The organism is Paracoccus sp. J39 (genome assembly GCF_000518925.1).
In the GTDB taxonomy this organism is placed as follows: domain Bacteria; phylum Pseudomonadota; class Alphaproteobacteria; order Rhodobacterales; family Rhodobacteraceae; genus Paracoccus.
In genome coordinates this window covers 55,225-68,285 of the sequence record NZ_JAEN01000003.1, presented here as the reverse complement: position 1 = coordinate 68,285, position 13,061 = coordinate 55,225, and the positions used below count along the sequence as shown (strand labels likewise).

The 13,061-nt window shown below is 69.5% G+C and carries 14 protein-coding genes; 3 read left to right on the top strand and 11 right to left on the bottom strand.

The features are described 5' to 3' along the window. The first annotated feature begins 2 nt into the window (after positions 1-2). Positions 3-1,262: a UbiH/UbiF/VisC/COQ6 family ubiquinone biosynthesis hydroxylase gene (locus L632_RS0103770; protein ID WP_156929413.1), complete on the top strand. Its 1,260-nt coding sequence runs from the start codon at positions 3-5 to the stop codon at positions 1,260-1,262. 90 nt (positions 1,263-1,352) lie between these two features. Continuing rightward, complete coding sequence (locus L632_RS0103765; RefSeq protein WP_036697277.1) at positions 1,353-1,949, top strand: outer membrane lipoprotein carrier protein LolA; 597 nt, start codon at positions 1,353-1,355, stop codon at positions 1,947-1,949. 164 nt (positions 1,950-2,113) lie between these two features. On the opposite strand, the gene L632_RS0103760 is transcribed toward L632_RS0103765, so the two are convergent. The 5 genes from L632_RS0103760 to L632_RS0103740 form a co-directional block, all read right to left on the bottom strand. Further along, complete coding sequence (locus L632_RS0103760; RefSeq protein WP_028711598.1) at positions 2,114-2,692, bottom strand: lytic transglycosylase; 579 nt, start codon at positions 2,690-2,692, stop codon at positions 2,114-2,116. A gap of 74 nt (positions 2,693-2,766) precedes the next feature. Then, the gene (gene modC / locus L632_RS0103755) at positions 2,767-3,810 is read right to left on the bottom strand and encodes a molybdenum ABC transporter ATP-binding protein (protein WP_084648059.1); all 1,044 of its coding nucleotides are present in this window, start codon (positions 3,808-3,810) and stop codon (positions 2,767-2,769) included. After that, positions 3,810-4,514, bottom strand: a complete 705-nt coding sequence (modB, locus tag L632_RS0103750) for a molybdate ABC transporter permease subunit (protein ID WP_028716379.1) — start codon at positions 4,512-4,514, stop codon at positions 3,810-3,812. The genes modC and modB overlap by 1 nt, the downstream gene beginning before the upstream one ends. Further along, positions 4,511-5,251: a molybdate ABC transporter substrate-binding protein gene (gene modA / locus L632_RS0103745; RefSeq protein ID WP_028716378.1), complete on the bottom strand. Its 741-nt coding sequence runs from the start codon at positions 5,249-5,251 to the stop codon at positions 4,511-4,513. The genes modB and modA overlap by 4 nt, the downstream gene beginning before the upstream one ends. Before the next feature lie 66 nt (positions 5,252-5,317). Continuing rightward, positions 5,318-5,674, bottom strand: coding sequence for a winged helix-turn-helix domain-containing protein (locus L632_RS0103740; protein ID WP_028711594.1), 357 nt, complete (start codon positions 5,672-5,674; stop codon positions 5,318-5,320). 104 nt (positions 5,675-5,778) lie between these two features. Between L632_RS0103740 and L632_RS0103735 the strand changes: the two genes are divergently transcribed. Beyond that, positions 5,779-6,960: an acetyl-CoA C-acyltransferase family protein gene (locus L632_RS0103735; RefSeq protein WP_028711593.1), complete on the top strand. Its 1,182-nt coding sequence runs from the start codon at positions 5,779-5,781 to the stop codon at positions 6,958-6,960. A gap of 388 nt (positions 6,961-7,348) precedes the next feature. Here L632_RS0103735 and L632_RS0103730 read toward each other — a convergent pair whose 3' ends face one another. From L632_RS0103730 to L632_RS0103705, 6 genes are all read right to left on the bottom strand, one after another. Continuing rightward, a complete protein-coding gene (locus L632_RS0103730; protein WP_028716377.1) occupies positions 7,349-7,963 on the bottom strand; it encodes a VUT family protein in 615 nt (204 codons plus the stop codon). Positions 7,964-8,063: 100 nt separating this feature from the next. After that, on the bottom strand, positions 8,064-9,197 hold the full coding sequence (locus L632_RS0103725; protein WP_028716376.1) for a serine hydrolase: 1,134 nt from the start codon (positions 9,195-9,197) through the stop codon (positions 8,064-8,066). Further along, on the bottom strand, positions 9,194-10,162 hold the full coding sequence (locus tag L632_RS0103720) for an esterase-like activity of phytase family protein (RefSeq protein ID WP_028711590.1): 969 nt from the start codon (positions 10,160-10,162) through the stop codon (positions 9,194-9,196). The genes L632_RS0103725 and L632_RS0103720 overlap by 4 nt, the downstream gene beginning before the upstream one ends. Beyond that, a complete protein-coding gene (mepA, locus tag L632_RS0103715) occupies positions 10,135-11,007 on the bottom strand; it encodes a penicillin-insensitive murein endopeptidase (protein ID WP_028711589.1) in 873 nt (290 codons plus the stop codon). Before mepA ends, L632_RS0103720 begins: the two co-directional genes overlap by 28 nt. Further along, the gene (locus tag L632_RS0103710) at positions 11,004-12,398 is read right to left on the bottom strand and encodes an MFS transporter (RefSeq protein WP_256380422.1); all 1,395 of its coding nucleotides are present in this window, start codon (positions 12,396-12,398) and stop codon (positions 11,004-11,006) included. The genes mepA and L632_RS0103710 overlap by 4 nt, the downstream gene beginning before the upstream one ends. A gap of 41 nt (positions 12,399-12,439) precedes the next feature. Further along, positions 12,440-13,012 (bottom strand): acyl-CoA thioesterase, encoded by a 573-nt coding sequence (locus L632_RS0103705; protein ID WP_028711587.1) that lies wholly within the window; start codon positions 13,010-13,012, stop codon positions 12,440-12,442. Positions 13,013-13,061 lie beyond the last annotated feature (49 nt).

The following is a 13,061-nucleotide window of genomic DNA, read 5'->3' as shown; positions in this document are numbered from 1 at the left end:
GCATGGACATTGCCTCGCCGACGGTCATATTGCGCAGCATGAAGACCGATTTCGACATCCTGATCGCGGGCGGCGGGCTGAACGGCCCGGCGCTGGCGCTGGCGCTGGCCGATGCGGGCCTGTCGGTGGCCGTGGTCGATGCCCGCCCCGCCGATGCCCGCGCCGGCGACGCTTTCGACGGCCGCGCCTATGCGCTGGCCCTGGCCTCGCAGCGGCTGCTGGCCGCGCTGGGGCTGTGGCGCGACCTGGCCGACAAGGCGCAGGAGATCCGCAAGGTCGAGGCCACGCAGGGCGTGCCGGGCGAAGGCGCCGGTCCCTTCGGCCTGCATTTCGACGGCGCCGAGATGGAGGAGGGCCGGCTGGGCTACATGCTCGAGGACCGGTTCCTTTACCGCGCGCTGCTGGCCGGGATGCAGGACCGGGTCGCGCATCTGCCGGGCCTTTCGGTCATCGGGCAGCAGCCCGACGGCCCGGCCATCCGCGCCACGCTGTCGGACGGCCGCGTGCTGCGCGCGGCGCTGCTGGTCGGGGCCGACGGGCGGCAGTCGGGCGTGGCGGCGCGGGCCGGAATCCGGCGCATCGGCCATGATTACGGCCAGATCGCGCTGGTCGCGGCGGTCGATCACGACTTGCCGCATCACGGCACCGCGCATCAGTATTTCATGCCCACCGGGCCGCTGGCGATCCTGCCGCTGCCGGGCAATCGCAGCTCGATCGTCTGGTCCGAGGCCGAGGCCCAGGCCCGCGCCGTCATCGAACTGCCGGACCCGGACTTCCTGGCCGTCCTGCGCCCGCGCTTCGGCGATTTCCTGGGCGAAATCCGGCTGGCCGGCCCGCGATTCTCCTATCCGCTGAACCTGACGCTGGCCGAGCGCTATGTCGATGCGCGCGTGGCGCTGGTCGGCGACGCGGCGCATGGCGTGCATCCCATCGCCGGGCAGGGGCTGAACCTGGGCCTGCGCGACGTGGCGGCGCTGGCCGAGGTGATCGTCGCCGCCCGCCGCCGCGGCGAGGATATCGGCGCCGCGCCGGTGCTGGCCCGCTATCAGGACTGGCGCCGCCCGGACGCGACGGCGCTGGCCCTTGGCATGGACGGGGTGAACACGCTGTTTTCCAATGCCAATCCGCTGCTGCGCGCCGCGCGCGAGATCGGCATGGGCCTGGTCGATGCCATTCCGCCGCTGCGGCGCGGCTTCATGCGGCAGGCGGCGGGGCTGGGCCTTGATCCGATGCCGCGGCTGCTGACCGGGCGACGGCTGTGACGGAACGCTCACGCCGCCGTCAGCGTTGAGGCGCCGCGCATCCAGCGAACGTGATGTGCAAGACATCGAAGGATCGGTATCATCCAGCCCATGAAACTGAAAACGCTCGCCCTCGCCCCCGTCCTGTGTCTGGCCATGGCCTTTCCCGCCCTGGCCGAGAAGATCCCGCTGAACGAGATCTCGCGCTATCTCAACGGCCTGAAGACCGCCAAGGCGGATTTCACCCAGGTGAATGCCGACGGCTCGATCTCGACCGGGGTGCTTTACATCCACCGCCCGAACCGGGTGCGCTTCGAATACAAGGGCGACCGGACGCTGGTGCTGGCCTCGGCCGGGCAGGTCGCGGTGTTCGACGGCAAGACGCGCGGCGGCCCGCAGCAATATCCGCTGTCCAAGACGCCGCTGTCGCTGATCCTGGCGCCGAACATCAACCTGGGCCAGGCGCGGATGGTCACCGGCTATGCCGAGAAGAAGAACACCACCGTCGTCACCGCGCAGGACCCGCAGCATCCGGAATACGGCAATATCCAGATGGTCTTCACCGCCAACCCGACGCAGCTGCGGCAATGGGTGGTGACCGACGACACCGGCAAGCGCACCACCGTCATCCTGGGCGACATGCAGACCGGGGTCAGCTTCGCGCCCTCGACCTTCGCCATCGAGAACGAGATCGCCCGCCGCCGCTGAAGACCGCGGCGGGCCGGCATGAATTGGCAGCCTTGCGACCCCTTTTTCCTGCGCCGCGCCCGTGGAACGGCCGGTATGGGTATTTGAGAAACAGAGAAACCGAGCGCGGGGCTTCGGTCTTTCACCGTTTCCCAAATACTCCTATGCGGCCGCGCTACGGCGGCTCAGCGGCAGGAGGCGAGCTGCATCCGGTAAAGCTCGGACCGGGTCTGAACCTTGCCGGCCACGTTCACCAGCCAGGGCTTGGAATTGTGCGATCCCTTGGCGAAGCCGCTGCGGCCTTCGTGATAGGCCAGGTATTGCGCGCCGGCATCCCATTTCGAGATGCCCAGCATCCGCGCCGAATCGTTCATGTACCAGCCCATGAAATCGGTGGCGTCCTTGATGTTGTCGCGCCGGGCGCGGCGGTTGCCGGTCTGCTTGCGGTAATCGTCCCAGGTGCTGTCCAGCGCTTGGCTGTAGCCATAGGCCGAGCTCTGCCGCCCGATCGGGATGATCCCCAGCGCATATTGATGCGGGGTCCGGGCATCGCCGATGAATTTCGATTCCTGGTGAATCGTCGCCATCTGGACGTGGACGGGGATGCCCCAGCGCCGCTCTGTCGCCTTCATCGCGCGCATATAGGCGGGCCGTTCCGCCGCCAGGGCGCAGGCGTTTTCCAGATTGCGCGGTGCCTTGTAGTTCCCGCCTCCTCCGCAAGAGGCCACCAGCCCGACAATGGCGAGCTTGAGAAACCTGTTCATACTGCCCTCATGTTTTTGCGGGCAGGATAAGCGAAATTTCCGGGGTCGCGCAAATGACAAAGCCTCGACCCGACCTAGCTGGGCAGGACCGAGACCGATTTCACGACCGCATGGCAGGCGGTGCCCGGCTGCAATTCCAGTGCCTTGACCGAGCGCGGCGTGACTTGCGCAAGCATCCGCTCATCGCCCAGGGCCAGCTGTACCAGCCCGCCCTCGATCCGCGTCACCGCGACCGGTAGCACATTTAGCGCCGAGAGGCCCTGCGGCGCCTCGCGCGCCAGGATCACCTCATGCGCGAGGATTCGCAGCCGCAGCACCCGCCCGGGCAGCAGATCCAGTTCCGGCAGCAGCATCGGCCCCCCGGCGGTGGCGACCCTTGTCATGCCGTCGGGCTCGCGCCCCTCGACCGTGGCGCGGATGAGCGCGCCGGCCTCGCGCGCGCCGAGTTGCGGGGCCAGCGCCGGATCGGCCAGGATCTCGGTCAGCGGGCCGGAATGGGTGACGCGGCCCTGCCGCATCAGCACCACCGTCGTCGCCAGCCGCAGCACCTCGGGGACCGAATGGCTGACATAGAGGATCGGCAATCGGATCTCGTCCCGCAGGCGTTCCAGCCAGGGCATGATCTCGGCCTTGCGGGCCTCGTCCAGCGCCGCCAGCGGCTCGTCCATCACCAAAAGCGCCGGGTCCGACAGCAGCGCCCGGCCGATGGCGACGCGCTGGCGCTCGCCGCCCGACAACGTGCCGGGGCGGCGCGCAAGCAGCGGCCCCAGCGCCAGCATCTCGACGATGCGGTCGAAATCCCGCGCCGCGCCGCGCCGCCAGCGCGAGGGATAGCGCAGGTTCGCCGCCACCGTCATATGCGGAAACAGCCGCGCGTCCTGGAACACGCAGCCGATGCGCCGCGCCTGAGGCGGCAGATTGGTCCTACTGTCGAACAGCACCCGCCCGTTCAGCGCGATCCGGCCCTGGTCGGGACGCAAGAGCCCGGCGATGGCGTTGATCGCCGTGCTTTTCCCGCAGCCCGAGGGGCCGAACAGCGCCGTCACGCCGGCCGGCGCCTCGAAGGCGACATCCAGCGCCAGACCAGGAAAACGGTGGCGAAAGGCGACTGCCAGCATCAGCGCCGCCCCGACATGCGCGCCGACATGCGCCATGCCAGCCATTCCGAGACCAGCACCGCCGCCATGGCGATCACCACCGAGACCAGCACCAGCCGCAGCGCCGCCGCATCGCCCGAGGGCACCTGCAGCAGCGCATAGATGGCCGAGGGCAGGGTCTGGGTCTGGCCGGGAATGTTCGAGACGAAGGTGATGGTGGCGCCGAACTCGCCCATCGCCTTGGCGAAGCCCAGCGTGGCGCCGGCCAGGATGGCGGGCAGGATCAGGGGCAGGGTCACGGTCAGGAAGATCCAGGCCCGCGGCGCGCCCAGGGTGGCGGCGGCCTGTTCCAGCCTGGGGTCCACCGCCTCGAAGCCCAGCCGGATGGCGCGCACCATCAGCGGAAAGCCCATGATGCCGCAGGCCAGCGCCGCGCCGGTCCAGCGAAAGGCGAAGACGATGCCCAAGGGCTTCAGCAGGCTGCCCACCGGCCCCTGCGTGCCGAAGGTGACCAGCAGCAGGTAGCCGGTGACGACCGGGGGCAGGATCAGCGGCAGATGCACGAGGCCGCTCAGCAGCCCGTGCCCGGGAAACCGCCGTCGCGCCAGAAGCCAGGCGATGGCGACGGCAAAGGGCAGGCTGGCGAGCGTGGCGACGCAGGCCACCCGCAGGGACAGGCGCACGGCCTGCCATTCCTGAGGGCCAAGCCAGTCGGTGGGGATCATTGCGTGACGGTGAAGCCTTGAGATTCAAAGATCGACTTTGCCGGCTCCTGCGACAGGCTGTCAAGGAAGGCGGCGGCCTGCGGCGTGTCGGCGGCCCTGGTCACAGCGCCGGGATAGGTGATCTTGTCATGGCTGTCGGCCGGGAAGGTCGCGACCACGCCCACGCCCGGCTCGGCCACGGCGTCGCTTCCGTAGACGATGCCCAGGGGCGCCTCTCCGGTGGCGACCAGCTTCAGCGCGGCGCGGACGTTGTCGGTCTGAGCGACCTGGCTTTCCACCTGGTCCCAGAGGCCCAGCGAGGTCAGCGCCGCCTTGCCGTATTGCCCGGCGGGCACGGAATCGACCAGCGCCATGGCCAGCTTGCCGTCGCCCAGCAGGGCGGGCAGCTCGGTCACCGGCGCCTCGGCCGGCTTGCCGGTGCCGACCAGCACCAGCGTGTTGCCCAGCAGGTCCTTGCGCGTGGCCGGGTCGATGTCGCCCGATTCCTGCACCACGTCCATCCAGTCCGTCGAGGCCGAGATGAACAGGTCGGCCGGCGCCCCCTCCTGGATCTGCTTGGCCAGCTGCGAGCTGCCGGCATAGGAGATGGCCACCGTATCGTCATGGCTTCTCTGCCAATCGGCGGCGATCTCGTCCAGCGCGTCCTTGAGGCTGGCGGCGGCGAAGATGGTGATCTCGTCGGCCTGCGCGGCGGGGGCAAGCGCGATCAGGGCGGCGGCAAGGAAAGACAGGCGCATCGGGCTGGTCCATTCGTTATGTTTCAATGGACATAACCAGGTGGCCGGGCATCTGGCAACCGTTATTTACGCTGAAACAGATCGCTGCCCCGCCCGCAGCCGCGCCAGCTGCCCGGCGCCCTGGTCGCGCAGCAGCGCCTCCAGCGCCCGGTAATCGGCCAGCACCTGCCGGCCCCGTTCGGTCAGCTGGGCGCCGCCGCCCCTGGCGCCGCCACGGCTGCTGTCGACCAGGGGTGCATCGAAATGCGCATTCATCTCCTCGACCAGCGACCAGGCGCGGCGATAGCTCATCTTCATGCGCCGCCCGGCGGCCGAGATCGAGCCTTCCTCGGCAATGCCTTGCAGCAGGTCGGCCTTGCCGCGCCCGAAGGTCAGGCCGGAATCGAAATGCAGGCGGAGGCTCAGCCGGGGATCGTTCGTCATGGCCGCATCTTGCGCGGTTTCCGCAACGTTGCAAGAGGCCGGGTCTTTTCCGTTCGCTGCCGCGCGGCTACGAGTAATAAAATTCCAGCATGACCGGAGGAATCATGTCCGAGAACGAAATCGTCATCCTGTCCGGCGCGCGCACGGCCATCGGCACCTTCGGCGGCAGCCTGGCGGGCGTGCCGCCGATCCAGCTGGCCGCGACCGTGACCCGCGCCGCGATCGAGCGCGCGGGCATCGGCGCCGAGCGCATCGGCACCGTGGTCTTCGGCCATGTGCTGAACACCGAGCCGCGCGACATGTATCTGTCGCGCGTGGCGATGCTGGAGGCCGGGGTGCCGGACACCACGCCGGCGATGAACGTGAACCGGCTCTGCGGCTCGGGGGCGCAGGCCATCGTTTCGGCCGCGCAGGCACTGATGCTGGGCGATGCGGATTTTGCCGTGGCGGGCGGCGCGGAATCGATGAGCCGCGCGCCCTATGCGGTGCCCGCGGCGCGCTTCGGCGCCAAGATGGGCGACGTGCAGATGCTCGACATGATGGTCGGCGCGCTGACCTGCCCGATGGGCACCGGCCATATGGGGGTGACGGCGGAAAACGTCGCGCGCGAGCACGACATCTCGCGCCAGGCGCAGGACGATTTCGCGCTGGAAAGCCAGAAGCGCGCCGCCGCCGCCATCGCCGAGGGCCGCTTCAAGGAGCAGATCGTCCCCATCGAGATCAAGACCCGCAAGGGCATGGTGGCCTTCGACACCGACGAGCACCCGAAAGCGACGGATCTGGAGAAGCTGGCCGGGCTGAAGGCGGTGTTCCAGAAGGACGGCACGGTCACCGCCGGCAACGCCTCGGGCATCAATGACGGCGCGGCGGCGCTGGTGCTGGCGCGGGCCGAGGCGGCGCAGGCGGCGGGCGCCAGGCCGCTGTTCCGGGTGCTCGGCTATGCCGTGGCGGGGGTGCGCCCCGAGGTCATGGGCATCGGCCCGGTGCCCGCGGTCGAGGCGCTGCTGAAGCGCACCGGCCTGAAGGCCGGCGATTTCGACGTGATCGAATCGAACGAGGCTTTCGCCGCGCAGGCCCTGGCAGTGAACAAGGGGCTGGGCCTCGACCCTGCCAAGGTCAATCCGAACGGCGGCGCCATCGCGCTGGGTCATCCGGTCGGGGCGACCGGCGCCATCGTCACCGTCAAGGCCATGTACGAGCTGATGCGCACCGGCGGCCGCAAGGGCCTGATCACCATGTGCATCGGCGGCGGCCAGGGCATCGCGCTGGCCATCGAGCGTATCTGAGCCTGGCTCGACCCGGTCCCTGCATCGGGGCCGGGGCTTTGACGGCACCCTCCTATGGGTATTTGGAAAACAGAGAAGTCCAGGTCGCTTCTCTGTTTTCCAAATACCCATGCGACCTTGCCACGGGCGCGGCGCTCGGGGGGTGTGGCATTGGCCGGAAAATGGAACGAGCCGTTCTGCTGGAGAACGGCTCGCGAGATCCACGGAGATGGTCCGGTTAGGGTTGGTGCCCACCGTCCCAGCCAGGGTTTACGACCCTTGGGGCTGCCCTCAGGCCACGGCCCCCCTGACTGTCCCGACACCTCTCTCCAATATCACTCTCGACACTGGACCACCTCCTTTCAATAAGTTGCCGTATGGGTTCAGCCTGCCACAGAACCGTTAACAGTCAATGAATTTGCGCGCGGCGCTGGATCAAATTTCCGACGACGATGCGGAACGGCACGAGCGCCAGCACCGCTTGCGCAAGCTTCACCGAACAGTCCGCGACGGCCAGTGAGACCCAGAGCGGCTGCACGGGGCCATGCCCCAGCAGCGGAACCAGTTCATTTGCCCAGGAAACATCGTCCGCGGGGAAGATCGGCGTCAGCTGCGAGGCAAAGGCGATGCTGAAGAAAATGGTGGTGTCGATGATCGAGCCGACGACGCTGGCCGCCAGGGGTGGTAGCCACCAGTTGTATTTTCGCAACTGGTTGAAGACCGAGATGTCCATCAGCTGCGCCGAAAGGAAGGCGGCGCCCGAGGCGACGGCAACGCGCAGCGTGGTCTTGTCCATGCCGGCGGCCACGACCGAGCAGAGCACGCCGGTCACGAAGCCGGCATAGACCACCTTGCGCGCGGCGGTCGGGCCATAGACCCGGTTCATGATGTCGGTCACCAGGAAGGCGACCGGATAGGTCAGCGCCCCCCAGGTCAGCCAGGAGCCCAGCAGGTGCTGGACCAGGATGTTCGAGGCCACCACGACGGTGGCCATGGCGATGACGCCGGGAAGAAGGCGGGGCATGTCTGTTTTTCCGTTTTGGCAAGGTCGCGGAGACTCGGCCCCGTCCGGGGCAAGGCCCCATAAGGCCGTCCGGGGATTCTGTCAACGATCTCGTGCGGGCTTATAGCGCGGCCGCGGCGGCAATTTCCACCGCGAAGGCGTCGTTCATGCCCTCGACCGCGGTATTGGTCAGCGCGACCAGGCTGCGGCGGCGGGCGGGATCGACGATCCAGCTGTGGCCGTAGATGCCGCCCCAGCTCAGGCTGCCCTGCGGCAGGCCGATGCCCGCCGCCACGGCATCGGTGACGACCGCGCCCGCCCAGGCATGGCCCCAGCCCGGACCGCGCAGCGGATGGCGCTGGCGGATGCGGTTGCGCTGCGCCTCGGTGCGCAGGTCGTCGCCGAGGAAGGAGCCCGTGCGCAGGGTTTCCAGCAGCGCCAGCGCGGCCCCGGCCGTGCCGGCCATGCCGCCGCCGCCCGAAGGATAGGCCGAGGGGTCGCGAATGCGCTCGGGCAGGTAGGCGTAGCTTTGCTCGGGCTGCAGCGGGTTCCTGACCCTGGTCGGGCCGCGCATCCGCTGCGGCTGGGGGCGGGCATCGGCGTAGTTCGCGGCCAGGTCGGCGGAGTCCGGGGCGTGGAAACCGGCCTTGATGCCCAGGGGGTCGGTCACCAGCCGGGCCATGGCCTCGGGCAGCGGCATGTCGGCGGCCGCCTCGATCACTGCGCCCAGCACATCGGTCGCCACCGAATAGCGCCAGCGCGACCCGGGCAACCGGTCCAGCGGCACCGAGGCGATGCGGCGCAGGTTCTCGGCCAGCGAGATGCCGCTGTCGCCGATCCCGTCCGAGACCCCGGCGCGGGCATAGGGGCCGTCCGGCGGCTGGTTGAAGCCGTAGTCGAGCCCCGCCAGATGCGACATCAGCTGGTCCACGGTGATCACGGGGCGGCTGCCGTCGGGCAGCGCCGGGACGAAATCCGGCAGCCAGCGCGTCACCGGATCCTCGGGAGACAGCTGCCCCGCCTGGATCAGCCGCAGCGCCGCGACCGTGGTGAAGGGCTTCGAGACCGAAGCATAGCGCAGCCAGGTCCCCCGGCGCATCGGCCGGGCGGCCTCGCGGTCGGCGAAACCTTCGGCGCGGGCATGGACCAGCCGGCCATCCTCGGCCAGCAGGACCACGCAGCCGACGATCCGCCGCTCGGCCAGGGCGCTTTCGACCGCGCGGTCCAGCGCGGCGATGCAGGCGGCAAGGCTCATTCCGCCACCCGGTATTCGACCAGTTCCGTGCGCTGCAGCCAGCCGAAATTGTCGTCCGAGATCAGCGTGATGCGGATGCCCTGCCCGTCATGCCAGACCGAGATCCCTTCGAGGTTGTCGTATTGCAGCGGCCGCGATTCCAGCAGCACCCGCTCGTTCGAGACGCCGCTTTCCGACAGGTCGAAGCGCCGGACGCGGGAGCGGAAGCCCAAGAGGCCCTTGAAGTCGCGTTCCAGCAGGTAGAAGCGCCCGTCCGGGCCGATATCGGCGCCCACCGCCAGCCAGTCGCCCGAGCGCGGGATCGAGAAGGGCTGGTCCCATTTGCCGTTCCGCCAGCGCCAGACCGGAAAGGGCCGGGTCAGGGCGCCGGATCGCTCGGGCAGGGTCAGGAGCGTGCCGTCGGGCAGGATCGCCAGCGCCTCCAGCGAGGAATTGCGCTGCATCGCCTTGAATTCCGGCGGCCGGGGCAGGGGCTTGGCCGGACTGTCGGGGGTGTCGTAGCCCGCGACGCGGGTCAGCCCCTCGAAGCTGACCCAGATCGTGCCGTCCGGGGCGATGGCCAGCCCCTCGCTGTCGCCCTGCCAGCCGGGCTTCAGCGGCTGGCCGGCGCTGTCGCGCAGGCGCGCGCGGCCGGCCGGCTCCAGTCCGCGGATGCGGCCCTGCGCATCGCGCTGGACGCTGCCCCAGCGAAGGGTGGCGCGATCCGAGAGCGCGGTGAAGCGACTGCCGTCGGCGCTGATCTCGATGCCCGAGAAGCCGCCGAAATCCTCGTCCTCCATCTGCCAGACATAGGTCGCGACGTAATCCGCCTTCGGCGCGGCCGGCGGCGCCGGGTCGGCCGCGCAGGCCGACGAGGCCGAGAGCAGCAGCAGCGACAGCGCAAGGCCCGGCAGGCGGCGGGGCCGCGCTGCCGCGCCGCCGGCCGTGCCGCCGCGCCCTAGCGGGCGGTGGCGACGACCTGGCATTGACGGGGCATCTCGCTTAGCCTGAAGCTGCGGGGGTGGCGATAGTTCGGGTCGGGCGGAACCGGCTTGACCCGGCTGGGATCGATGCGGTTCTTGATCCATTCCGCCGCCTCGGCGCAACCGTCGCCGGGGGGCGGCGCGTCCTGCTGCTGGCAGACCGAGCCTGCCGGGCAGGCCATCCGGACGTGGAAGTGATAGTCGTGGCCGCCCAGCGGCCGGATCTTGCGCAGGTAGCTGCGGTCGCCGGTCTCGGTCTGGCACATGGCGAGCTTGGCGACCGGATCGACGAAGATGCGCTCGACCCTGGGGTCGCGGGCGGCGGCGCGCATGATCGCCATGTGCCCGCCGTTCCACAGGCCCGAGGGCGCGGTGCCGGCCTTGTTCACCACCGATTGCGACGAGATCTTCTCGCGCTGCGCCGCGGTCAGGCGCAGGCTTTGCGGCGGCAGCATCCAGATATCGGCGTCGAGCCCGGACTGGTGGCTGGCATGGCCCGAGGTCATCGGCCCGCCCCTCGGCTGGCCCATGTCGCCGATATAGAGCCCCTGCCAGCCCACCTGGCGCGCCGCCTGCGACAGGCCGATCAGGAAGCTGACCAGTTCGGGATGGCCCCAGTTGCGGTTCCGGGACAGGCGCATGGCCTGCCAGGTCGGGCCGGATTCCGGCAGTTGCACGGCGCCCGAGATGCAGCCCTTGGAATAGAACCCGATCGAGACGGGTGCGCCTCCGGTCGGGCCGGGAACGGCGCCGAAGACGCTGCGGGCCAGCGGGTCGGCCCCGGCGGGCTGCACGAGGCCAAGCCCGGTCAGCGCCAGCACGGCGGCGGTCAGGAATTTGCGGATCACTGCTCGGCCTCTCCTTTTGCTTTGACCCAAACTAGCAGAACCAGCGCCAGAAGGAACATCACGATGAGCGGAGAGATGCCGAGCCGTTGGCTTCCGGTCACATCCGTCACCGTGGCGATCAACAGGGGCGCAAGGAAAGCCGTCGCCTTGCCCGACAGCGCGTAAAGGCCGAAGGCCTCGGTGGCCCGTTCCGGCGTGGTGTGGCGCACCATCATGGTGCGGCTAGCCGATTGCAGCGCGCCCCCCGCGCCGCCGATCAGCGCGCCGCAGAGGAAGAACAGCGCATCGGGCAGGCGCGAGCCCTCGGCCAGCGGCAGGCCCAGCACCTGCTGGCGGCTCATGCCGGTGACGAGGATGCACACGCCGATCAACACCAGCGTGCAGGCGACGATCACCGGCTTCGGCCCCCAGCGCCGGTCGGCGCGGCCGCCGATCCAGCTGATGACGGCGGCCGAAACGGCGCTGACCACGCCGAAGACCCCGGCCAGAAAGACCGGCCAGCCCAGCACCGTGCCGGCATAGACCCCGCCAAAGGCGTAAAGCGCGTTCAGCGCATCGCGCGAGAACATGGACGAGGCCAGCCAGGCCGCCAGCGAATGCCGGTGCCGCAGGCTGGCGAGCAGCCGGCCCAGTTCCGCCATGGCCGCGCCCAGATGCAGCGGCCGGCGCGGCCCCCGCGTTTCCGGCACCCAAAGCGCGAAGGGGATCATGAAGGCCAGATACCACAGCGCCGTGAACGGCCCCACGGCCCGCGTGCCCTCGCGCAGCGCCGGATCGAGGCCCAGCACCGGAGGGATGCCCAGCATGGTGCGGCCGGTCTGGGCGTTCTCGGCCAGAAGCAGCAGCACCGCGGCCAGCGCGATGACGCCGCCGAGATAGCCGAAGGCGAAGCCCGAGCCCGAGATGCGGCCGATCTCGTCATGCGGCGCCAGCCCGGGCAGCAGGGCATTGGTGAAGATGGTGGCGAATTCCATGCCGATCAGCCCGATGCCGAAGCTGACGATGGCCAGGTGCAGGTTCGGCTGGTCGGGCATCAGGAACCACAGCCCCCAGGACCCTGCCATGTAGAAGGCGGAAAAGATCCAGACCCAGACCAGCCGCCGCCCGGTATTGTCGGCGATGGCGCCCAGCACCGGGGCCAGGACCGCGATGATCACCCCGCAGATGCCCAGACCGTAGCCCCAGAGCGACTGCGCCGCCGCGCCCGCCGCCTCGGGCGTCATGCCTTGCGCGGTATAGTGCTGGCGGGCGACCTCGGCGTAATAGACCGGGAAGATGAAGGTCATCAGCAGCGTCGCGAAGGGCTGGCTGGCCCAGTCGAAGAACCACCAGCCCCAGATGCGTCTGCGTTCCATGATGGTTCCCCGCCCTTGGGATGCGCTGAAGCGCACCCTGTGTTCCGCCTTTCGGGGCGCATAAGGCCCCAGCGCGGTCAGGCTGGCAAGTCGGCATTCCGGTCGGCGGGGGCGATCGGCGGCAGCACCGGCGGCCAGGGCCGCTGGGCATCCGCCGCGATCCAGGCCTGCACCCAGCCCGGCAGGTCCGGGCTGACGGGATCGCGCCCGGCCGCCTGCATCAGCCGCGCCGGCGCGACGATGCCCTGGGCCGAGGTGATGGCGCCGCGCAGCAGCATGTGGTTGCAGCATTCGCCCGCCCGCCACATGCTCTGCTCCATGTAAAGGAAGCGTTCGTCCCAGCCCAGCGTGCGCGAGACCATGGTGAAGTGCTGGAACCCCTTGATCCGCCGCCGATAGCGCACCGTGTTTCCGGCCACGGTGATGCCCCAGCCGTTTTCCCGCATCGTGCCGATGATGCCGGTGCGCACCGCCATCGGCAGCCGCCCCAGGTCGTAAAGCGTCAGCGTGCGGCCGTTGTTCAGCTCGATCCACGGGTCGAGGTCCCAGGGCCAGCAGCGATGGGTCGAGACATGCGGCTCCAGCACGCCGATCCGGGGGCTGCGGCGGAACTTCAGCATCTCCTTGGCAAAGCGGAACATGGGATACATGGCGGCGTCCTTCTGCCTTGGGCAACGCCGCGGGGCTAGCGGCGGTCCG